21 protein-coding genes and 4 tRNA genes are annotated in these 21,000 nt (G+C 38.5%); 9 read left to right on the top strand and 16 right to left on the bottom strand.

Translation table 11 applies throughout. From position 1 onward, the window contains the following. Nucleotides 1-32 precede the first annotated feature (32 nt). From rpoB to asnS, 13 genes are all read right to left on the bottom strand, one after another. Complete coding sequence (gene rpoB / locus A3EE_RS0116575; protein WP_018344566.1) at nucleotides 33-3,908, bottom strand: DNA-directed RNA polymerase subunit beta; 3,876 nt, start codon at nucleotides 3,906-3,908, stop codon at nucleotides 33-35. 135 nt (nucleotides 3,909-4,043) lie between these two features. After that, nucleotides 4,044-4,415, bottom strand: coding sequence for a 50S ribosomal protein L7/L12 (rplL, locus tag A3EE_RS0116580; RefSeq protein WP_018344567.1), 372 nt, complete (start codon nucleotides 4,413-4,415; stop codon nucleotides 4,044-4,046). A 65-nt stretch (nucleotides 4,416-4,480) separates the two neighbouring features. Beyond that, nucleotides 4,481-4,984, bottom strand: coding sequence for a 50S ribosomal protein L10 (gene rplJ, locus A3EE_RS0116585; RefSeq protein WP_018344568.1), 504 nt, complete (start codon nucleotides 4,982-4,984; stop codon nucleotides 4,481-4,483). Between the two features lie 27 nt (nucleotides 4,985-5,011). Continuing rightward, a complete protein-coding gene (gene rplA, locus A3EE_RS0116590) occupies nucleotides 5,012-5,710 on the bottom strand; it encodes a 50S ribosomal protein L1 (protein ID WP_018344569.1) in 699 nt (232 codons plus the stop codon). Nucleotides 5,711-5,724: 14 nt separating this feature from the next. Beyond that, a complete protein-coding gene (gene rplK / locus A3EE_RS0116595) occupies nucleotides 5,725-6,168 on the bottom strand; it encodes a 50S ribosomal protein L11 (RefSeq protein WP_011586522.1) in 444 nt (147 codons plus the stop codon). 4 nt (nucleotides 6,169-6,172) lie between these two features. Next, entirely contained in the window at nucleotides 6,173-6,730 is a 558-nt protein-coding gene (gene nusG / locus A3EE_RS0116600; RefSeq protein WP_018344570.1) for a transcription termination/antitermination protein NusG, read from the bottom strand. 20 nt (nucleotides 6,731-6,750) lie between these two features. Beyond that, on the bottom strand, nucleotides 6,751-6,933 hold the full coding sequence (secE, locus tag A3EE_RS0116605; RefSeq protein WP_018344571.1) for a preprotein translocase subunit SecE: 183 nt from the start codon (nucleotides 6,931-6,933) through the stop codon (nucleotides 6,751-6,753). A gap of 16 nt (nucleotides 6,934-6,949) precedes the next feature. Beyond that, a tRNA-Trp gene (locus tag A3EE_RS0116610) sits at nucleotides 6,950-7,020 on the bottom strand. Nucleotides 7,021-7,128: 108 nt separating this feature from the next. Continuing rightward, on the bottom strand, nucleotides 7,129-8,316 hold the full coding sequence (gene tuf / locus A3EE_RS0116615; RefSeq protein WP_018344572.1) for an elongation factor Tu: 1,188 nt from the start codon (nucleotides 8,314-8,316) through the stop codon (nucleotides 7,129-7,131). A gap of 66 nt (nucleotides 8,317-8,382) precedes the next feature. Further along, nucleotides 8,383-8,455 (bottom strand) — tRNA-Thr (locus A3EE_RS0116620). A 15-nt stretch (nucleotides 8,456-8,470) separates the two neighbouring features. Beyond that, nucleotides 8,471-8,543 (bottom strand) — tRNA-Gly (locus A3EE_RS0116625). Nucleotides 8,544-8,623: 80 nt separating this feature from the next. Further along, nucleotides 8,624-8,709: transfer RNA gene (locus A3EE_RS0116630), tRNA-Tyr, on the bottom strand. A 176-nt stretch (nucleotides 8,710-8,885) separates the two neighbouring features. Next, complete coding sequence (asnS, locus tag A3EE_RS0116635) at nucleotides 8,886-10,280, bottom strand: asparagine--tRNA ligase (RefSeq protein WP_018344573.1); 1,395 nt, start codon at nucleotides 10,278-10,280, stop codon at nucleotides 8,886-8,888. 128 nt (nucleotides 10,281-10,408) lie between these two features. Here asnS and rpoN point away from each other — a divergent pair, with 128 nt between their 5' ends. The 4 genes from rpoN to A3EE_RS0116655 all read left to right on the top strand — a co-directional run bounded on the left by rpoN (nucleotide 10,409) and on the right by A3EE_RS0116655 (nucleotide 13,883). Continuing rightward, nucleotides 10,409-11,860 (top strand): RNA polymerase factor sigma-54, encoded by a 1,452-nt coding sequence (gene rpoN, locus A3EE_RS0116640; protein WP_018344574.1) that lies wholly within the window; start codon nucleotides 10,409-10,411, stop codon nucleotides 11,858-11,860. Nucleotides 11,861-11,864: 4 nt separating this feature from the next. Continuing rightward, the gene (locus A3EE_RS0116645; RefSeq protein WP_157447074.1) at nucleotides 11,865-12,551 is read left to right on the top strand and encodes a hypothetical protein; all 687 of its coding nucleotides are present in this window, start codon (nucleotides 11,865-11,867) and stop codon (nucleotides 12,549-12,551) included. Nucleotides 12,552-12,555: 4 nt separating this feature from the next. Further along, on the top strand, nucleotides 12,556-13,311 hold the full coding sequence (locus A3EE_RS0116650; RefSeq protein WP_018344576.1) for an enoyl-CoA hydratase/isomerase family protein: 756 nt from the start codon (nucleotides 12,556-12,558) through the stop codon (nucleotides 13,309-13,311). An 83-nt stretch (nucleotides 13,312-13,394) separates the two neighbouring features. Beyond that, nucleotides 13,395-13,883 carry a hypothetical protein gene (locus A3EE_RS0116655; protein WP_018344577.1) on the top strand — a complete coding sequence of 163 codons (489 nt, stop codon included), beginning with the start codon at nucleotides 13,395-13,397 and terminating at the stop codon, nucleotides 13,881-13,883. Nucleotides 13,884-14,002: 119 nt separating this feature from the next. Here the strand turns inward: A3EE_RS0116655 and ispF are convergent, their stop codons facing one another. Then, nucleotides 14,003-14,482: a 2-C-methyl-D-erythritol 2,4-cyclodiphosphate synthase gene (gene ispF / locus A3EE_RS0116660; RefSeq protein WP_018344578.1), complete on the bottom strand. Its 480-nt coding sequence runs from the start codon at nucleotides 14,480-14,482 to the stop codon at nucleotides 14,003-14,005. An 89-nt stretch (nucleotides 14,483-14,571) separates the two neighbouring features. Next, entirely contained in the window at nucleotides 14,572-15,810 is a 1,239-nt protein-coding gene (locus A3EE_RS0116665) for a M16 family metallopeptidase (protein ID WP_018344579.1), read from the bottom strand. Between the two features lie 136 nt (nucleotides 15,811-15,946). On the opposite strand from A3EE_RS0116665, the gene A3EE_RS0116670 reads away from it, so the two are divergent. The 4 genes from A3EE_RS0116670 (at nucleotide 15,947) to ytxJ (ending at nucleotide 19,611) form a co-directional block, all read left to right on the top strand. Next, nucleotides 15,947-17,926 (top strand): alpha-ketoacid dehydrogenase subunit alpha/beta, encoded by a 1,980-nt coding sequence (locus A3EE_RS0116670; protein WP_033418227.1) that lies wholly within the window; start codon nucleotides 15,947-15,949, stop codon nucleotides 17,924-17,926. Nucleotides 17,927-18,000: 74 nt separating this feature from the next. Continuing rightward, the gene (locus tag A3EE_RS0116675; RefSeq protein ID WP_018344581.1) at nucleotides 18,001-18,261 is read left to right on the top strand and encodes a hypothetical protein; all 261 of its coding nucleotides are present in this window, start codon (nucleotides 18,001-18,003) and stop codon (nucleotides 18,259-18,261) included. A gap of 10 nt (nucleotides 18,262-18,271) precedes the next feature. Continuing rightward, nucleotides 18,272-19,273 carry a hypothetical protein gene (locus A3EE_RS0116680; RefSeq protein ID WP_018344582.1) on the top strand — a complete coding sequence of 334 codons (1,002 nt, stop codon included), beginning with the start codon at nucleotides 18,272-18,274 and terminating at the stop codon, nucleotides 19,271-19,273. Further along, nucleotides 19,270-19,611, top strand: a complete 342-nt coding sequence (gene ytxJ, locus A3EE_RS0116685) for a bacillithiol system redox-active protein YtxJ (RefSeq protein WP_018344583.1) — start codon at nucleotides 19,270-19,272, stop codon at nucleotides 19,609-19,611. Before A3EE_RS0116680 ends, ytxJ begins: the two co-directional genes overlap by 4 nt. Before the next feature lie 142 nt (nucleotides 19,612-19,753). On the opposite strand, the gene A3EE_RS0116690 is transcribed toward ytxJ, so the two are convergent. Further along, complete coding sequence (locus A3EE_RS0116690) at nucleotides 19,754-20,164, bottom strand: OsmC family protein (RefSeq protein WP_026209836.1); 411 nt, start codon at nucleotides 20,162-20,164, stop codon at nucleotides 19,754-19,756. A 56-nt stretch (nucleotides 20,165-20,220) separates the two neighbouring features. On the opposite strand from A3EE_RS0116690, the gene A3EE_RS0116695 reads away from it, so the two are divergent. Beyond that, nucleotides 20,221-20,970 (top strand): hypothetical protein, encoded by a 750-nt coding sequence (locus tag A3EE_RS0116695; RefSeq protein ID WP_018344585.1) that lies wholly within the window; start codon nucleotides 20,221-20,223, stop codon nucleotides 20,968-20,970. Nucleotides 20,971-21,000 lie beyond the last annotated feature (30 nt).

The raw sequence follows: 21,000 nt of genomic DNA on the forward strand, positions 1-21,000 counted from the left end.
TATTGGTTAGCCAAAAGGTTCTTAAACTATAATTAGTGAAGTGTGATCTCAAGGGCCAAGCCTCTAAGTTCATGTACCAATACATTGAATGATTCCGGGATGTTTGGTTTTGGAAGGTTCTCGCCTTTAACAATACATTCGTATGTTTTAGCACGACCAACCACATCATCAGACTTCACTGTAAGGATCTCTTGAAGTATGTTTGCAGCACCGAATGCTTCAAGTGCCCACACTTCCATTTCACCGAAACGCTGACCACCGAATTGAGCTTTACCGCCCAATGGTTGTTGCGTGATAAGAGAGTATGGCCCGATAGAACGAGCGTGCATCTTATCATCAACTAAGTGACCAAGTTTCATCATATAAATTATACCTACAGTAACTGGTTGGTCAAAAGGATTTCCTGATAAACCATCCACCAATTTTGTACGGCCAATTGTAGGTAAGCCAGCTTCTCTTAATTCGTTGATTACTTCTTCTTCAGAAGCACCATCGAAGATTGGAGTAGCGTATTTTCTACCTAATTTTTTACCGGCAAGACCTAATAATGTTTCATAGATCTGACCGATGTTCATACGTGAAGGTACCCCAAGTGGGTTAAGTACGATATCTACTGGTGTTCCGTCTTCTAAGAAAGGCATATCTTCATCACGAACGATACGGGCTACAACCCCTTTGTTACCGTGACGACCAGCCATCTTATCACCTACTTTTAGTTTACGTTTCTTAGCGATGTAAACTTTTGCTAATTGAACGATACCTGCAGGTAATTCATCACCAACTTCAAGTGTAAAACGCTCGCGTTTGAATTTGCCAGCTGTTTCATTTCTTGTAGTTAAATAGTTTTTAACTAGACGAAGAACATTTTCATTTATTTTTTTATCAGATGTCCAATTATCAATAATCAAATCACCTAATAAATTCGCTTCTTCCTGTACGTTATAGTTGCTCTCGTCTCTGTATGGGTTCTTGTCTGGGAAAACGTTCGCCTCAATATTTTTACGAGAGAATTTAACACCTTTAGAAATTACTTCATCTCCGAATTTATGCTTAACACCTTGAGAAGTCTGTCCATCTAATAAAGTTGCAAGCTTTTCAATCATTCGTTCTCTTAGAACTAAAAGATCTTTGCTGTACTTAGCCTTTATTGTTTCAACCTGCTTCTTAGATTTAGCACGCAAATCTTTATCCTTTTTAGGACGAGAGAATAATTTTGTATCAATAACTACACCACGTAATGATGGCGGAGCTTTCATTGAAGCATCCTTCACATCACCTGCTTTATCACCGAAGATTGCACGAAGAAGTTTTTCTTCCGGCGTAGGATCAGATTCACCTTTAGGAGTGATTTTACCAATTAAGATATCGCCTTCTTTAATTTCAGCACCCGTACGGATGATACCGTTTTCGTCAAGATTCTTAACAGCATCTTCACTTACGTTTGGAATTTCAGAAGTTAATTCTTCTTCGCCACGTTTTGTATCTCTAACTTCCAATTCATATTCATCGATGTGAAGAGAAGTAAAGATATCATCACGCACAACTTTTTCGCTGATAACAATCGCATCTTCGAAGTTGTAACCTTGCCAAGGCATGAACGCTACCATTAAGTTTCTACCTAATGCTAACTCACCTTTATCAGTTGCATAACCTTCGCACAATACCTGTCCTTTTTTAACTCTTTCGCCATGCTGAATAACTGGCTTCAAGTTAATACATGTATCCTGGTTGGTTCTTCTGAATTTGATTAAGCTATATGTAATTATATCTGTATCGAAACTTACCAAACGATCTTCATCTGTAAGATCGTAGCGCATTTTGATTTCGTTTGCATCTACGTATTCAACAACACCATCTGCTTCTGCAATTAGTAATGTTCTTGAATCCATTGCCACGCGTCTTTCAAGACCTGTACCAACAATTGGTGCTTCTGGTCTTAATAAAGGAACTGCTTGACGTTGCATGTTAGAACCCATCAATGCACGGTTAGCATCATCATGCTCTAAGAATGGAATAAGAGAAGCTGCAACAGAAACAATTTGGTTTGTTGCAATATCAATCAAGTCAACTTTATCCGGAGCAATAACCGGGAAGTCACCTTCGTATCTAGCTTTAACACGATCGCTCAAGAAATTACCGCTATCATCATACATAGCATTTGCCTGTGCGATGTGAGCGCCATCTTCTTCTTCAGCTGTTAAATAAACAGGTTGATTTTTAACATCAACAACCCCTTCAATTACCTTACGGTATGGAGTTTCGATGAAGCCCATGCTATTCACTTTTGCGTGAACACATAGAGACGAAATCAAACCAATATTTGGCCCTTCAGGAGTTTCGATTGTACACAAACGACCGTAGTGCGTATAGTGAACATCTCGAACTTCGAAACCAGCACGTTCTCTAGATAAACCACCAGGCCCAAGAGCCGACATACGGCGTTTGTGCGTGATCTCAGCCAATGGATTCGTTTGATCCATGAATTGAGATAATTGGTTTGTTCCGAAGAATGAATTGATAACTGAAGAAAGTGTACGAGCGTTGATCAAATCTACAGGTTTGAAATCTTCGTTGTCACGAACATTCATACGTTCTTTGATTGTTCTTGCCATACGTGCAAGACCAACGCTGAACTGGCTGTAAAGCTGCTCACCCATCGTACGAACACGACGGTTGCTCAAGTGATCTATATCATCAACAACAGCACGTGAATTGATAAGACCAATTAAATATTTTACAATGTTGATGATGTCTTCTTTTGTAAGAACTCTTACATCATTAGTCATTGCGCTACCTAATTTTTTGTTGATTCTGTAACGACCAACTTCACCAAGATCATAACGTTTATCACTGAAGAACAAGTTGTGAATGATATCACGAGCTGTTTGTTCATCCGGTGCATCTGTATTTCTTAATTGACGATAGATTTGCTCTACGGCTTCTTTTTCAGAGTTTGAATTATCTTTCTGAAGCGTGTTGTAGATGATTGTATAATCAGCAATGTTTACGTCTTCTCTGTGAACGATGATTGATTTAGAGCCAGACTCAACAATAACGTTGATGTCTTCTTCTCTAATAACAGAATCACGTTCTAAAAGAACTTCATTACGATCGATAGATACTACTTCACCAGTATCTTCATCAACGAAATCTTCTGTCCATGTACGAAGTACACGTGCAGCTAATTTTCTACCGATTGCTTTTTTGATATTTGCTTTTGTTGCCTCAATCTCTTCAGACAAACCAAACAAATCCAATATATCTTTATCACTACCGTATCCGATTGCTCTTAATAAAGTAGTTACAGGGAATTTCTTTTTACGATCGATGTATGCAAACATCACATTGTTCACGTCTGTTGCAAATTCAATCCATGATCCTTTAAAAGGAATTACTCTTGCAGAGTAAAGTTTTGTTCCGTTTGTATGTTTGCTTTGCGCAAAGAACACACCTGGGGAACGATGCAACTGGGATACGATTACTCGCTCAGCACCATTGATAACGAAAGAACCTCGTTCTGTCATGTATGGGATATTTCCAAGGAACACTTCCTGTTCGATTGTCTGGAAGTCTTCATTGTCTTTATCATTACATGTAAGACGAAGTTTTGCTTTAAGAGGTACTGCGTACGTTAATCCTCGATCGATACTTTCGTCAACATTATATTTTGGAGTATCGATGTTGTAATCGATAAAATCCAAAATGAAATTGTCGCGAGAATCAGATATTGGAAAATTTTCTGCAAAAACTTTATAAAGTCCCTCTTTGAATCTATTTTCAGCAGGAGTATCAATCTGAAAAAAATCTTTGAAAGATCTAACTTGGATATCTAAGAAATCAGGATATTCAACCGTACTTCTAGCTTTTGCAAAGCTCTTTCTAAGATTTTGAGTATTGTTAGTTGCCAACGCTTTAATTAGTTTATGTTAGATAATTTAAACTGAAATTTAGCACTTTTATTCTGGTAGTATACAAACAGGAAAAGACCTGACATGAACTGTCAGGCCTAATGCCGTATCTGATGAACAGAAGAGAATTAGAAATTACTTAACTTCTACTTCAGCACCAGCTTCTTCAAGTTGTTTCTTGATAGCTTCAGCTTCTTCTTTAGATGCGCCTTCTTTCAAAGGTTTTGGAGCACCGTCAACTAAATCTTTAGCTTCTTTCAAGCCAAGACCAGTAAGATCTTTTACTAATTTAACTACTGCTAATTTTGAAGCACCTGCACTCTTAAGAATAACATCGAATGCTGTTTTTTCTTCAACTGCAGCAGCTGCATCACCACCACCAGAAACTACTACTGTAGCTGCAGCTGGTTCGATACCGTACTCGTCTTTAAGTATAGAAGCTAATTCATTAACTTCTTTCACTGTTAAATTAACCAATTGCTCAGCGAACGCTTTTAAATCTGCCATTGTATTATAAATTATTAATGAATTGAATTTTTAAGTATTTGTTTGATCAGCCGAAGCTAATTTTTTTAAGCTTGCTCTGCGAAAACGCGACTTTCGTTTGTAAGTGCGCCAATAACACGTTGAGCTGGAGCTTGTAATAGAGCGATGATATCGCCGATAAGTTCTTCTTTAGATTTGATTGATGCTAATGCATCAAGTTTATCTTTTCCAACATAGAAATCTGCGAAAACAGATGCTCCTTTAAACTCAGGTTTAGCAACACCACCTTTGTGGAATTGTTTCAAAAGTTTAGCAGGTACGTTTGCTGTGTCAGAAAACATTAGACCAGAAGCACCTTTCAGAGCTGCGCCATCTAAAGCTGTATGGTCAATATTCAATTGTTCAAGAGCCTTCTTAATTAAAGAGTTCTTTACAACTTTATATTCAACACCTTTAGAAAAACAAAGTTTTCTGAATTTGTTTATTTGATCTACTGTCATTCCAGAACCATCAGTGATATAGAATGTAGCAGCCCCTGCTATCTTCTGTGCAACCTCCTGAATGATTATTGCTTTTTCTTCTTTTGTCATTTGATTACTCGTTTAAGTAGGCTCTTATTACAGACCTGCTACTGAGCTCTTATCAATTGTTATACCTGGGCTCATCGTGCTAGAAAGTGTAATACTTCTAACATATGTACCTTTTGCCGAAGCAGGTTTTAATTTGGAAAGTACTTGTAACACTTCGTTTGCATTTTCAAGAATCATTTCTGGAGTGAAAGATACTTTACCAACACTTGTGTGTACGATACCAAATTTATCGACTTTGAAATCGATTTTACCAGCTTTAACATCTTTCACCGCTTTAGCTACATCTAGTGTAACTGTACCTGCTTTTGGGTTAGGCATCAAGCTGCGTGGACCAAGTATTTTACCTAGTTTACCAACTTTTGCCATAACAGTAGGCATTGTGATGATTACGTCAATATCCAACCAACCGCCTTCGATTTTTTGGATATAGTCGTCTAACCCTACGTGATCTGCACCAGCATCTTTAGCATCCTGAACTTTGTCAGGAGTACAAAGTACTAATACACGAACATCTTTACCTGTACCGTGAGGAAGCGTCACAATACCACGCACCATTTGATCTGCTTTTTTAGGATCAACACCTAATCTTACATCTAAATCAACAGAAGCGTCGAATTTAGTGTATGTGATGTCCTTAATTAGAGATGATGCGTCAGAAAGCGTGTAGGAATTATTGACATCAAATTTAGTAAGAGCGTCTTTTTGTTTTTTTGTCAACTTTGCCATGACTTTAATTTAAATTAGTTCTCCCAAGGTGCTTTACCTGATACTGTTAATCCCATACTACGGGCAGTACCTGCTACCATTTTCATTGCAGATTCTATTTTAAAAGCATTTAGATCCGGCATCTTTGTTTCCGCGATTGTGCGAATTTGATCCCAGTTCACTGATCCAACCTTAACACGGTTAGGTTCAGCAGAACCTTTTTTAATCTTAGCTGCTTCCGCTAATAGAATAGCTGCAGGAGGAGTTTTTACGACGAAATCAAAAGATTTGTCTGTGTAAACTGTAATTAATACTGGAAGCAATACACCCGGTTTATCCTGAGTTCTTGCATTGAATTGCTTACAGAATTCCATGATGTTCAAACCCTTGGAACCAAGAGCCGGACCAACTGGAGGTGAAGGATTTGCAGCCCCACCTTTAATCTGTAGCTTCACATATCCGGTAATTTCCTTTGCCATTTTCTTACTGGAGTTTTTCTACTTGTATATAATTAAGCTCAACGGGTGTATTACGGCCAAATATTTTAACCATAACGTTAAGCTTTTTCTTTTCTTCAAATACTTCTTCTACACTTCCTGTAAACCCGCTGAATGGACCATCCATAACTTTTACGGTTTCGCCTACAACAAACGGAGTTTCAAGTACAACCTCACCCACCTGAGAATCATCAACTGTGCCCAATATTCTATTGACCTCAGACTGACGAAGTGGAATTGGTTTTTTGCTAGCAGCACCTTCGGAAGCACCCAGGAAGCCGAGAACACCAGGAATACTGGTAATCACGTGGGCAGCCTCTCCATGGCTTAAATCTGCTTGTATAAGAACATATCCTGGGAAAAAACTTCTTTCTCGTACTCTCTTTTTACCATTTCTCATTTCATACACCTTCTCGGCAGGAATAAGCACCTGTGGAACATAATCCACTAGTCTTTGTCTGGTAATTTCGTTTTCAAGGTAAGATTTTACCTTTTTTTCCTGACCACTTACGGCCCTAACTACGTACCATTGCAATTCGCTCATGTTCCTAGAAGAGTATAAAATTAGTAAATCGACTCCAGCACGTATTTAAACGCGAAGTCGATGAGACCGATAACAACTGCAAATATTAAAGATGCAACCAATACAAGAGCAGAACTGCTTTGTAACTCAGACCATTTAGGCCAAGAGACATTATTAGCTAGCTCGTCTATTGAACCTTGTACAAAACCTACTAGTTTCTTCATAATTCACTTTCTTGTGCACGGGTGGAGAGATTCGAACTCCCATCAGCGGTTTTGGAGACCGACATTCTACCCTTGAACTACACCCGTAAATGCACCCTTTAATTTATAGTCGGGGTGCAAAGATATTAACAATCCTATAAAAAAACAAGTGCGTTTCTGAAATAATCAAAAACGCACTTATTTTAATTGGGATAATTATTTCAAGATTTCAGTAACCTGACCGGCACCTACTGTTCTACCACCTTCACGGATAGCGAAACGTAAACCTTTATCTAAGGCAATTGGAGCAATCAACTTAACTGTAATAGTAACGTTATCACCAGGCATAATCATCTCAGTTCCAGCAGGAAGTTCGATTTCACCTGTAACGTCTGTTGTTCTCATGTAGAACTGAGGACGGTATTTGTTAAAGAATGGAGTATGACGACCACCTTCTTCTTTAGAAAGGATGTATACTTCAGCTTTAAATTCTGTATGAGGCTTAACTGAACCAGCTTTACAGATAACCATACCACGTTTGATAGCTTCTTTTTCGATACCACGTAATAAAAGACCAACGTTATCGCCAGCTTCACCACGATCTAGGATCTTACGGAACATCTCAACACCCGTTACTGTAGATTTTAAGTTCTCAGCACCGAATCCGATGATATCAACACCGTCACCAGAGTTAATGATACCTCTTTCAATTCTACCAGTTGCTACAGTACCACGACCAGTGATCGAGAATACATCTTCAACAGGCATTAAGAAAGGAAGATCAGTAAGACGAGTAGGGATTGGAATATCCTTATCAACAGCGTCCATTAGCGCTTCGATAGTTGCAACCCATTTAGGCTCAGCGTTAAGACCACCCAAAGCAGAACCTTGAATGATGCTCATTGTATCACCAGGGAAACCGTAGAATGATAATAATTCACGGATTTCCATTTCAACTAATTCCAACAATTCAGGATCATCAACCAAATCAACTTTGTTCATGAAAACTACCATTGAAGGAACACCTACTTGACGAGCAAGAAGGATGTGCTCACGAGTTTGTGGCATTGGACCATCTGTAGCAGCAACTACCAAGATAGCACCATCCATTTGTGCAGCACCTGTAACCATGTTCTTCACGTAATCCGCGTGACCTGGACAGTCAACGTGTGCATAGTGACGAGTTGCAGTTGAGTACTCAACGTGAGAAGTATTGATAGTAATACCTCTTTCTTTTTCTTCTGGAGCGTTATCGATTTGAGAGAAATCTCTCTTTTCAGCCAAACCTTTATCAGCCAATACTTTTGTGATTGCTGCTGTTAAAGTAGTTTTACCGTGATCGACGTGGCCAATTGTACCAACGTTAACGTGTGGTTTTGAACGGTCAAAATTTTCTTTTGCCATATTTGAAAATCCTCTATTTAGATGTTATAGTATACGTAAAGATGTTATTCAATCTAATTCATATAGAGCCAATGACGGGACTCGAACCCGTGACCCCTTCCTTACCATGGAAGTACTCTACCAGCTGAGCTACATCGGCTGCTAAGAAACAAAGAGCGAAAGACGAGGTTCGAACCCGCGACCTATAGCTTGGAAGGCTATCGCTCTACCAGCTGAGCTACTTTCGCAAAATTAAACTGCCCTTCAAAAAACAAATCCTAATATCCGAACGGTCTCAGATAATCATTTTGGATTTGAAGGTTAGTTCTGGTGGGGGAACAAGGATTCGAACCTTGGAAGACATAAGTCAGCAGATTTACAGTCTGCCCCAGTTGGCCGCTTTGGTACTCCCCCATTTAGAAATAAATTCTATTTTCAAGAATTCAGAGAACAACTCTTAAAACTTCCATCAAACAATGATTTTATTGCTTTAGTCATTTTTAAGAGAGTGCAAAATTATAGTGTTTTTTATTTAATTCAAAGTTTTCGCACTAAATAATCTATAATTTTGCACAATTTAATGAAACAATTTAAAATTCAGCACTTTGCGGAGTACGTGGAAATGGTATCACATCTCTGATATTTCCCATTCCTGTTACAAACAGCATCAAACGTTCAAATCCAAGTCCAAAACCACTATGGGGAGCGGAGCCAAATTTTCTTGTTTCAAGGTACCACCAGATTTCATTTTCATGAATTCCGACTTCTTTACAACGGGCCTGAAGTTTTTCTAAGTTATCTTCTCGTTGAGAGCCTCCGATGATTTCACCAATGCCAGGGAATAAAACGTCCATTGCACGGACCGTTTTTCCATCTTCATTAGCTTTCATATAGAAAGCTTTGATGTCTTTCGGGTAGTTTGTCAATATCACTGGCTTCAGGAAGTGCTTTTCAACCAGATAGCGTTCGTGCTCTGACTGAAGGTCAATCCCCCATTCAACTTTGTATTCAAATTTCTGTTTTGTAGCAATCAAAATTTCAACTGCTTCTGTATAATTCAAGCGTACAAACGGTGTTTCAACAACACTTTTTAGACGCGCAACCAATTCTTTGTCATACATTTCATTTAAGAAATTCAAATCATCTATGCAGTTATCCAAAGCATATTGAACCAGGTATTTCAGAAACTCTTCTGCCAGATCCATATTGTCCTGAATTTCATAGAAAGCCATTTCTGGTTCGATCATCCAAAACTCTGCTAGGTGGCGCGTTGTATTTGAATTTTCTGCTCTGAACGTTGGACCAAATGTATATACTTCTCCTAAGGCCATTGCAGCAAGCTCTCCTTCCAACTGACCGGATACCGTAAGGTTGGTAGCCTTTCCAAAGAAATCTTTTGTATAGTCAACTGCTCCTTCTTTTGTTTTAGGAGGATTCGAAACATCCAAGGTTGTTACCTGAAACATTGCACCTGCTCCCTCTGCATCCGAACCTGTAATGATTGGCGTATGCACGTAAACAAATCCTTTGTCGTTGTAAAATTTATGTACTGCGAAAGCCATTGCATGACGCAAACGCAAAACACAGCTGAATGTATTTGTACGGGGTCTTAAGTGAGCGATCTCTCTTAAGAATTCTAATGAGTGACCTTTTTTCTGCAATGGATACGTTTCAGGATCTGCTACGCCGATTACTTCAAGTGTTTCTCCCTGAATTTCGACCGATTGCCCTGCACCCTGAGATTGCACCAATTTACCCGTAACACCTATGCAAGCACCTGTTGTTACGTCTTTTAACTGTTCTTCACTAAATTTTGCAACATCCAGTACAATTTGTATGGTATGAATGGTTGAACCATCATTTAAAGCAACAAAAGCAACGTGTTTATTTCCGCGTTTCGTTCTAACCCAGCCTTTTAGAGTTATCTGAGTATCTATGTACTGGCTTGAATTACTTAATAATTCTTTAATCTTTATCCTTTTCACGTTGGTATGCGTTTACTGTAAGTAAAGCGCAAAAAAAGGATATTTTATCTTTTTAATCAAAAAGAATTTCAAAAATGCGCTATTTTTGTTTGTAAGCACGTTTTACTTTGTGACTATTTTACCGTTTTATGCAAAAATTAAGTATTCAGCAGCAGTTATCCCAGAAACTATCTCCTCAGCAGATTCAGTTTATAAAACTATTGCAAATACCTGCAGCAGAATTAGAATCCAGAATTGAAGAAGAATTGGAAATAAATCCTGCTCTCGAAGAAGGCAAAGAAGAAGAAGCTCAAGACAAAGATTCGAATGAAGAAGAATTCTCGGATTCAGAAGATGAGTTTGCGGATGATGATTTAGATATACAGGAATACATTCGTGATGAAGATGTTGCAGGCTATAAAATGCAGGGCGACGGGCCATCACAAGATGATGAAGAGCGCGAGTCTCCCATTGCAGGAACAACATCTTTGTCTGAGGTACTATTGAATCAACTAGGCTTTTTACGCTTAGATGAACGTCAAAGTAAAATTGCTGAACAACTTATCGGCAGCATTGATGAAGATGGTTATATCCGAAGAAATCTGGATCTGATCGTTGATGATTTAGCTTTCTCTCAAAACATTGAAACAAATGTGGAAGAGATTGAAGAAGTTCTTTTCAGAATTCAGGACTTTGATCCTGCAGGCATTGGTGCCAGAGACTTACAGGAATGTTTGCTTTTGCAAATAGAACGCAAACATCTGGATGAGCCTGAAGTATTGCTTGCACATCATATTTTAAAAGATTGCTTTGAAGAATTTACGAAAAAACATTACGATAAAATTCAGAAAAAATACGACGTAGACGATGAATCCATAAAGTCTGCGATAAACATCATAACAAAATTAAATCCTAAGCCAGGCGGAAATTCAGGCGACGATATCAAGACGCAATATTTAATGCCTGATTTTATTTTACAGACAAACAACGGACAATTAGAATTGTTTTTGAATTCTAAAAATGCACCTGACTTACGCGTAAGCAGAAATTATTCTGAGATGTTTGAGACGTACGATAAGAGTGCAAAAAACGATAAAAAATTAAAAGAGGCTGTAACGTTTGTAAAACAAAAACTGGATGCAGCAAAATGGTTTATTGAAGCCATCAAGCAGCGCCAACAAACGCTTTTAAAGACGATGCATGCCATTCTGGAGTTTCAAAAAGAATTCTTTTTTGAAGGAGATGAAACACTTTTGAAACCCATGATCTTAAAAGATATTGCCGATATGGTGAGCATGGATATTTCAACCATTTCGCGTGTAGCAAACAGCAAAGCAATACAAACAGAATTCGGAATTTATCCGTTGAAATATTTCTTCTCGGAAGGTATCGCAACAGATTCAGGTGAAGATGCCAGCAGCAGAGAAGTAAAACATATTTTAAAAGAAATCATTGAAGGCGAACAAAAGAAAAAACCTTTGTCTGATGAAAAGTTAGAAAAAGAGTTAAATAAAAGAGGATACAACATTGCTCGAAGAACTGTTGCCAAATATCGTGAACAGCTAAATATTCCTGTTGCGCGATTAAGAAAGGAATTATAGGCTGATGATGGAAACAATAGAAAAAAATAGCTGGAATTATATTTCCCTGCTTCTTTCATACATCATACATCCCGTATTCATTCCTACATACATATTCATCGTATTCTTATGCTTTGGCAATATTGTTTTTGAACCTTACCCATTACCTGCGCAAACATACGTAGTGGCATTAATCTGTATTACCACAGCAATCATCCCTTTGATATTGTTAGCGGTTAATATGTTTTTGCTTCGAAAAAAAATAACGCATAAAGCATTATTGATGGAGTCCCGTAAAGATCGGGTGATTCCTTTTTTTTACATAGGGATCTATTACTCTATATTAACCTACATGTTTTTTCATTATTTAAATTTCCCCTTACTGCTTACGTCCATAATGATCATTATCAGCGCAGCTGTTTTGACAAGTGCAATCATTAGTTTGTTTTGGAAAATAAGCGCACATGCTATTTCATTGGGCGCTGGACTTATGATCTTTATTCTTACAAATACAATTATGCCGAATGAATATTTTTTCTATACCATTATTGGGACCTTATTCATTAGTGGCATTACACTATCGAGCCGATTAAATCTGAATGCACACACACCCGGACAAATATATGGCGGCTATTTAGTTGGTGTTGTGCTCAGCGGAATTGGTCTTTCTTATTTATTGTCTAATCTATTCACATTCACTTTTAATTTTTAAGACGATGAGCTTAGTACTTTCAACCATAACAGATCGTGTTGTAACCATTTCAATGAACCGTCCGGAAGTGTATAATGCACTTACGCCGGATTTAATTGAAGCATTGATCTCTGCATTCAAAGATGCGGATTCGAAAGATGCGATTGATTACATCATTTTCAAAGGTGAAGGAAAAGGTTTCTGTGCAGGTCTGGATCTGCAATGGGCGCTGACTATACAAAGCGACAAGGTTGTTGAAATTGTTGAGCAATATTTCAACGTACTTACAACCGCAATACACTTGTGCAGCAAGCCTGTGATCTGTCTGCTACACGGGCCAGCAAGCGGCGCCGGCGCTTCGTTGGTACTTGCATGTGATCTGATATTTGCTTCCGAACATGGTTCACTGGCATTTCCATTTTTGGGTTTGGGATTACAGCCGGATACAGGCATGGCCTATTATTTAAAGCAGCGTGTTGGTTATCATCAGGCATTTGAATGGTTATTAGAAGGAAAAAAATTAACTATTGATGAAGCAGTAAACCACAAGCTGGTTCAGAAAAAATTTACAGACGAAACAATGATGTCGGATTATCTTGGCTTTTATCTGAAGTCATTAAGTCAGCTACAAACTGGTGCGGGCAAGTCGTTAAAATCATTGTTAATCGGACAATCTTCTTTTGAAGAAACGTTAAAAAAAGAAGCGCAACAACAAGCGCTTGCTGTTAAAGGCGGAATGTTGAAAATAAAAATTGAGGAGTTTTTTAAGAGTAGGCGCTAGTTGCGAGGTACTAGATTTTAGTTACTAGCTTCTAGGTATTAGTTGCTAGACTCGTTAAGTACAAAGTATTTAATTCTATAATAATGAAACAAGATCAATTTGAACTAACATCATATAAGACTTCTAGAATCTTTAGCATATTAATTTTGATTCTTACTATTGTTATTTATGTATGGGCAGTTTTTGAAGATGCGAATGTACTATTTTATATTTCATACTTTCTTATGTTCGCTTTGTTACTTAATGTTATTGATGCTTTCGATAAAAGCCCAATTCTAATAGTTGATAAAAATGGTATATGTGGCAAGATGATAAATAAAAAAATAAGCTGGCGTTTAGTTTCAAGCTATAATACTACAAATTTAACTAATGTTGATACTCAGGATTCTTTTAGAGTAGATTTTTATTTAAAAGATAATGAAAGGATAAGAATTACTTGGTGGGCAGCAGACCAAAGCTTTGATGATGTTAGAAGAGCTATACTTAAATATTCTTCAGAATATGATATAATAGATAAAGGACATCATCAAAATGACCAGCCCTTACAACCCTGGCTTCCTAGTTCTAGTTAGACGTTCCTCCTTGGTTGTTTTTTTAATAAGAGAAAATTAATTCGTCTACAATACTTGGGGCGATGCCCCAAGCTAAGATATTTCAGGCTTTCAGCCTGCGTTGAACCATTAACAATCTTTTAGTCCTTAATTAACAACGCTACCGCATAAGCATTCACGCCTTCTTCCCTGCCTACATAACCAAGCTTTTCATTAGTTGTAGCTTTAATCGAAATGTCTTCAACAGGAATTGTCATGGCTTCTGACAAAGCTGCCTGCATGCGTTCGATATGCGGATTGATCTTTGGCATTTCTAAGGCAAGTGATGCATCAACGTTGCTGATCTCCCAGCCTTTTTCACGGATCAGTCTGCAAACTTCTTTCAAGAGTATTTTAGAATCTACCCCTTTCCATCGGGCATCGGTATTTGAAAAATGATAGCCAATGTCGCGCATATTTGCAGCTCCTAAAATAGCATCGCAGATGGCATGGATCAATACATCGGCATCGGAGTGTCCATCCGGACCTTTTGTATATTCAAGCTGAATACCGCCAAGCCACATAGGTCTGCCTTCTTTTAAAGGGTGAACATCGTATCCAAAACCAACTTTAATTTTCATATTATATTTTTAATTATGCAGTCAAAGACTGCCAAAATGAAAGGCACCAGTCACCGCTACGCTAAGACTGGCGCCAGATACTGTAGTGCTTATTCTTCTGATTTATAAAACAACGTTGAAGAGTTTTCTTTCTTCAACACCGTTTTCGCTACACGAGAAATATCCTCTGCTGTAACTTTCTGCATGTTCTGAGCTTCTTTGTTTACAATCTCCGGATCACCAAGCATTGCTGCATACGCCAGATTCATTGCTCTATTTAGTACTTCTACTTCACCAAATACTAATGTTGACTCTGCCTGATTTTTTACTTTTTTCAATTCTGTTTCAGAGAATTTTTCTTCCCTGATGGAAGCAATCAATTCTGATACTGCATCATCTCCTTCTTTCAAAGATACACCTTTTGAAAGTTTTCCATCGATCACCAGCAAACCCGGATCTACTGAACTCATAATGTATGCATTCAATGAACTGAACATTTTTTTCTGCTGCACCAATGATTCATACAAACGCGAAGATTTTCCCCTACCTAAAATATCGCTCAATAAATCTGTTGCATAAAAATCAGGTGATAATTTTCCGCCCATGTGAAACGTCTTATACAACGCATCCAAGGGAACTTTTGCACTTGTTTCTTCAAAGCGTGCAGATGCCTGAAGTGGTTCAACCGGGATGGAACGTTTTCTGCGTGTACCTGCAGGTATTGAACCAAACCATTTCTGAGAAAGTTTTTTCACCTGTTCCAGTGTTACATTACCAGCAACTACCATGTAGGCGTTGTTCGGTAAATAATAAGAATAGAAGAAATCACGCACATCGTCCATCGTTGCATTTTCAATGTGTGAAATTTCTTTGCCGATGGTTGCCCATTTGTATGAATGTTCCTTATAGGCTAACGGACGAAGCTTCAGCCATACATCACCATACGGCTGATTGTAATAGCGCTGCTTGAATTCTTCAATCACTACACTACGCTGCACTTCCAGTACCTTCGGATCAAATGAAAGTGCCATCATACGATCGCTCTCTAACCAGAATGCCGTTTCGATATTGTTCGCAGGAATGGTGATATAATAATTTGTTATATCCGGAGATGTGAATGCATTATTCTCACCTCCTGCTTTCTGCAATGCTTCGTCGTATGAAACAATGTTTTTGGAACCACCGAACATCAAGTGTTCAAAAAGGTGCGCAAAACCGGTTTTCGATTCAACTTCGTCTTTTGAACCAACATCGTATAAAATATTAAGAACAGCCATTGAGGTTGTATGGTCTTCGTGAACGAAAACTTTCAACCCATTATCAAGTACAAAAGAAGAATATTCAATCATTTCAAATTCATTTTGACAAAAATAGAAACAGAAGCCGTATTTTTATACCTTATTCTCTAAAAGCTTTACACCAATTGCAATTATTCTTTTACTTTGCATGAAAGTGGCTTTTATAAAAGAGCTAAAATACCTTGATATGATATCATTTGAACGCAATAACATAGATCAGGATACCCTTGTGCGGTTATATAAAGAGCTTTTAAAGCCTCGTATGATCGAGGAAAAGATGCTCTTCTTATTACGTCAGGGTAAAATATCGAAATGGTTTTCAGGCATCGGACAGGAAGCAATTTCTGTTGGTGTTGCCTGTGCTCTGGAGAAAGAAGAATACATTTTGCCCTTACATCGCAACCTTGGCATCTTTACCAGCAGAGGTGTTCCTTTGCATCGGTTGTTTTGTCAGTTTCAGGGTAAGCCTTCCGGATTTACCAAAGGGCGCGACCGTTCGTTTCACTTTGGAAGCAAAGAACATCATATTGTAGGAATGATTTCGCACCTTGGTCCGCAGATGGCCGTGGCAGATGGGATTGCGCTAGCAGAAAAATTATCCCGGAGCAACCGAGCTACACTCGTATTCACGGGCGATGGCGGAACAAGCGAAGGAGATTTTCACGAAGCGTTAAATCTTGCTTCGGTTTGGGATCTGCCGGTGATTTTTTTAGTAGAGAATAATGGATATGGTTTATCTACTCCACTGGAGGAGCAGTTCAGAATAAAAAGTTTCAAAGAAAAAGGTCCTGCTTACGCCATCGAAACCCACACAATCGATGGCAATAATATTCTTGAAGTATACACAAAGATCCGTGAACTTGCAGAATATGTACGCAGAGAATCCAGACCGGTACTTGTAGAAGCCATTACTTTCCGTATGCGCGGACATGAAGAAGCGTCCGGCACTAAATACATTCCGGAACAATTGTTTGAAGCCTGGGCAAAAAAAGATCCGGTAGAAAATTTTGAACGTTACCTTCTTGATGAGGCAATTCTTTCTTTACAGGAAATTGAATCGATCAAAGAAAAGATCAAATACTCTATTGAAGAAGCCTGGGCATATACAGAAAATGAAAAAGAAGTTGTAGCAGACAGCACTCTTGAAGAAGAAGATATGTATGCTCCATATGTTCATTTGAAAATAAGACCGCGCACTACCCTACAAAGCAATAAACGTTTTATAGACGCCATTAGTGACGGTCTACGACTGGCGATGGAAAAGTTTCCGCGATTGATTCAGATGGGACAAGACATTGCAGAATATGGCGGTGTGTTTAAAGTAACAGAAGGATTAATCGAGCGCTTCAGCAAACAACGTGTGCGCAATACACCTCTGTGCGAATCGTCTATTATTGGTGCAGGTTTAGGCTTAGCGATCAAAGATTATAAGTCGGTTATTGAAATGCAGTTTGCCGATTTTATTACAAACGGTTTTAATCAGGTAGTGAATAATCTTGCAAAATCACACTATCGCTGGGAACAACCAGCAGATGTGGTAATCCGTATGCCTACAGGCGCTGGAACGAGCGGCGGTCCTTTCCATTCACAATCTACTGAAGCGTGGTTCTTCCATACTCCGGGTTTAAAGATTGTTTATCCTTCGAATCCCTATGATGCTAAAGGATTACTGCTTGCCGCTATTGAGGATCCAAATCCTGTGCTTTATTTTGAGCACAAAGCACTGTACCGCTCAATAAGTGCTGAAATTCCCGACGATTATTATACTGTACCGATTGGTGAAGCCGTTATCGTTGAAGAGGGTGATGATATAACCATTGTTGCTTATGGCAATGCTGTATGGTGGGCAAAAGAAGCTGTGAAAAAAGAGGCCGCTTCTGCAGATATTATTGATCTGAGAAGTTTATTGCCTTGGGACAAAGAAACAGTTCTAAAAAGTGTATTAAAAACCGGTCGCGTTTTGGTGATCAATGAAGACACCATTACTGGTTCAATTTCTGCTGAAATAGCAGCCTGGATTAGTGAAAATGCCTTTGAAAACCTCGATGCACCTGTTATGCGTGTGGGTAGTCTGGATACAGCAGTTCCTTTCTCTAAAACACTTGAAGACAATTTCTTACCTGTGAAGCGTATTCAGGAAAAATTGAAGGAACTTCAGTACTATTAATCCCGTTATAAGAATAGCATTTAATTGTAAATACTTAGCAAAATACTTAGATTTACCCATAGACACCTTGTTTTATGAGATACATACTGATCCCCCTTGCCTCCTTATTTCTTGCTGTTAATTTAATTTCATGCAACAGCCATTCTTATCCTTGTCCGGGATTAGGCCAATCAACTGAAGCAGACGTTAGTCAGTTTGATGAAAATGGTGCATTAAAAACAGATTCAAAAAAGAAAAAGAAAACGAACACCAACGGTCGCTTTAATGTTGACAATGGTTTAATTAACAAAAAAAACCCGAAGCAGCTTAAATCTCAAGGCCGCAAACGCGTTTAATTGATACTACATGAAACAGTTCAAATATCTACTTTTCAGTTCGGGTGCGTTACTTACGTTTATGTTGTTGCCTTTTTTAGGCTTCAGTCAGACGGGTTATAAAGAAATTAAAAAGAAGCAAAACGAAGCCAGTACCTCTCAAGGTACGATCAATGCGAAAAAGGCTAAGGCTTCAAGATCAAAAGGGCCGAAGAATAATCAGGCCACAGCAGAATCAAACAAAACGAATTCTGCTAAGAATCAAAAAAACATGGGTAAGTCGCAGGGCACCATGAATGCCAAGAAAGCGAATGCGTCTAATTCAAACGGACCTAAAAATGACCAGGCCACGGCTGAAGCAAATAAAGGTACCAACGTTCAGAAGAAGCAACGTCAGATGGGTACCAGCACAGGCGATATGGTAGTATCAAACAAGACGGGGGTAAAACCTCCTAAGTATGATAACTCCGTTGTTGTAGACGATCGTCCTCAACGCAAGCAATCTAAACAAATGAGCAAATATCAGGGTGATATTGTTCCTGCAGAATCAAATTCGCATGGACCATTAAACTCAGGATCAACTGTAATCGCGCGTGAAATTGATCGCAAGCAGGAAAAACAACGTGCACAATATTCAGGAGATCTTGGTAATAATTTCTTAGCGAAACGTGCTAAAATGCGCGATGAAAAAAACAGGCAGGTATCTTCTTACAAAGGAGATCTGTTGGTTCGTACGTTAAATGCACGTGCAAAACGTACGCGCAAAAAAGCGAAAGATATTGCGAATTACAGAGGCGATCTTATTGTTCGGAAAGCTAAAAAAGGAATGCATCCAAGTGCTGTTTATCAGGGTGGAAAAGTTAAAAACTCTTACGCTGCTAAAGAGAAATACCGTAAGAAAATGCTTAAGAAATACGGTAAAACTGAAGGTTTGGAAGATGCAAACTGGCAGAAGAAAGAGAACAAAAAAGGCGGAGCGCCAAGATACGACAGCAGAGAAGCCGAAATCTGGAACTTGAAACCAAAACAATGAACTGGATACCCTTAACGTCAGAAAGTCAATTAGAAGAAATCATAACCACGTCGAATGAGGCGCCGGTTATGATCTTCAAACATAGTACACGCTGTTCAATCAGTTCAACTTCGTTGAATAGATTGGAGCGCAATTGGAATGAGAGTGAAATGGCAAATGTGAAAGCCTACTATTTAGATTTGATCGCCAACAGAGCTGTTTCAAATAAAATCGAAAGTCTCTTGCATGTTGAACATCAGTCTCCGCAAGCCATTCTTATTGAAAAAGGAAAGAGCAGCTGGGATGCATCGCATTACGATATTCAGTATGATGAAATAAAGAAGGCATTGGGAAGATAGTTTGAGTTACTAGCTGATAGTTTCCAGTTACTAGACATTTAAATAGAAAGAGTCCCGCCATTTAGCGGGACTCTTTCTATTTAAATGCAACTTATTTTTTTCTTTTGTCTCGTAACTAGTATCTAGAAACTGGAAACTACTTCTAAAAGTTAAACGATACTTCCTGTATAATATCCGGGTGCAAGCACAACGCTACAGGGCATGTATGCGCTGCATGTTTAAGTAGCTCTGCTTGTTTCGCATTTAATAATTCAGGTGAAGGATGTGTGAAATCAATTTTGATTTTAGCAATTTTTCTAGGAGGCTGTACTGTCATCACTTTTTCTATGGTAGCGGTGATTCCGTCTAGTGTTATATTTTCGCGATTAGCAGTAATGCCCATAATCGTTATCATACAATTGCATAAGGCAGCGGAAATCAGGTCTGTTGGTGAATATGCATCCCCTTTGCCGTTATTATCTACCGGCGCATCTGTTATAATTGTTTTTCCTGATTTGATATGCGTTCCGCTTGTGCGGAGTTCGCCCAAATACTCTGCTGTCATTTGATACATAAATAATTATTTTAACGTTGTAAGGAAAATTACTAAATTTAGGGGAAGTCTAACTTATGAAATTTAAAAATACTTATTTACTCCTATTATTGCTATTGCTGAGTGTTGATCTTTTTGCTCAGCGTGAGGGAGAAATTGAATATGAAAAAGAATTTCTGATCGGATTAAATTTCAATACCAATGCCGGTCTTATCGGCGGAGGGATGTTCCGCTATGCAACATTGGTGCGAAACAAAAAAACACAATTTCATAATTTTGGTTTTAGTCTGGATATTGTAAAACATCCAAAAGAACTTCGTTACGCAAGCCAAACAAGCGGAGGTTCCTTTATTGCATATAAAAAAAATCACCTGGTTGTACTAAGACCTACATACGGCAGAGAGTTTGTCTTATTTCACAAAGGCAACGAAGACGGTGTTCAGCTGGATTTTATCTTAAATGGTGGAATTTCATTTGGGTTGCTTACCCCCTATTATATCGAATACCAAACAGGCAGCACGACAGAAATTGTTCCTTACGATCCTGTTAAGACGCCTGATATCAATCTTGTTATCAACTCTCCAGGTTATGGAACCGGATTTAGCTCAACCAAAGTTGTTCCCGGACTACATTTAAAAACCGGCTTCAGTTTCGAATATGGCCATTTTACCAATAAAGTAACTGGCCTTGAAGTAGGATTTTTATTCGAGGTATTTGCCAAAAGAATGGTTATGATGGAAGCTCCAGTTTACACGGGCGGAGAATTCCACAACAATCAGTTTTTCAGCTCTATTTACATCAACATTTTTTACGGGGGTAGAAAATAACGGCTCTGGCCTATTATAGTTTGTGCCTAG

Source organism: Cytophaga aurantiaca DSM 3654, assembly GCF_000379725.1.
GTDB lineage: Bacteria > Bacteroidota > Bacteroidia > Cytophagales > Cytophagaceae > Cytophaga > Cytophaga aurantiaca.

Excerpts from the sequence above, each read along its gene's own strand:
- tuf (WP_018344572.1), bottom strand. The coding sequence starts at position 8,316 with ATGGCAAAAGAAAATTTTGACCGTTCAAAACCACACGTTAACGTTGGT.
- rplL (WP_018344567.1), bottom strand. The coding sequence starts at position 4,415 with ATGGCAGATTTAAAAGCGTTCGCTGAGCAATTGGTTAATTTAACAGTG.
- rplA (WP_018344569.1), bottom strand. The coding sequence starts at position 5,710 with ATGGCAAAGTTGACAAAAAAACAAAAAGACGCTCTTACTAAATTTGAT.
- A3EE_RS0116675 (WP_018344581.1), top strand. The coding sequence starts at position 18,001 with ATGAGATACATACTGATCCCCCTTGCCTCCTTATTTCTTGCTGTTAAT.
- A3EE_RS0116680 (WP_018344582.1), top strand. The coding sequence starts at position 18,272 with ATGAAACAGTTCAAATATCTACTTTTCAGTTCGGGTGCGTTACTTACG.
- A3EE_RS0116665 (WP_018344579.1), bottom strand. The coding sequence starts at position 15,810 with ATGATTGAATATTCTTCTTTTGTACTTGATAATGGGTTGAAAGTTTTC.
- A3EE_RS0116670 (WP_033418227.1), top strand. The coding sequence starts at position 15,947 with ATGATATCATTTGAACGCAATAACATAGATCAGGATACCCTTGTGCGG.
- nusG (WP_018344570.1), bottom strand. The coding sequence starts at position 6,730 with ATGAGCGAATTGCAATGGTACGTAGTTAGGGCCGTAAGTGGTCAGGAA.
- A3EE_RS0116655 (WP_018344577.1), top strand. The coding sequence starts at position 13,395 with ATGAAACAAGATCAATTTGAACTAACATCATATAAGACTTCTAGAATC.
- A3EE_RS0116650 (WP_018344576.1), top strand. The coding sequence starts at position 12,556 with ATGAGCTTAGTACTTTCAACCATAACAGATCGTGTTGTAACCATTTCA.
- rplK (WP_011586522.1), bottom strand. The coding sequence starts at position 6,168 with ATGGCAAAGGAAATTACCGGATATGTGAAGCTACAGATTAAAGGTGGG.
- A3EE_RS0116695 (WP_018344585.1), top strand. The coding sequence starts at position 20,221 with ATGAAATTTAAAAATACTTATTTACTCCTATTATTGCTATTGCTGAGT.
- rpoN (WP_018344574.1), top strand. The coding sequence starts at position 10,409 with ATGCAAAAATTAAGTATTCAGCAGCAGTTATCCCAGAAACTATCTCCT.
- A3EE_RS0116690 (WP_026209836.1), bottom strand. The coding sequence starts at position 20,164 with ATGTATCAAATGACAGCAGAGTATTTGGGCGAACTCCGCACAAGCGGA.
- A3EE_RS0116645 (WP_157447074.1), top strand. The coding sequence starts at position 11,865 with ATGATGGAAACAATAGAAAAAAATAGCTGGAATTATATTTCCCTGCTT.
- rplJ (WP_018344568.1), bottom strand. The coding sequence starts at position 4,984 with ATGACAAAAGAAGAAAAAGCAATAATCATTCAGGAGGTTGCACAGAAG.
- secE (WP_018344571.1), bottom strand. The coding sequence starts at position 6,933 with ATGAAGAAACTAGTAGGTTTTGTACAAGGTTCAATAGACGAGCTAGCT.
- ispF (WP_018344578.1), bottom strand. The coding sequence starts at position 14,482 with ATGAAAATTAAAGTTGGTTTTGGATACGATGTTCACCCTTTAAAAGAA.
- ytxJ (WP_018344583.1), top strand. The coding sequence starts at position 19,270 with ATGAACTGGATACCCTTAACGTCAGAAAGTCAATTAGAAGAAATCATA.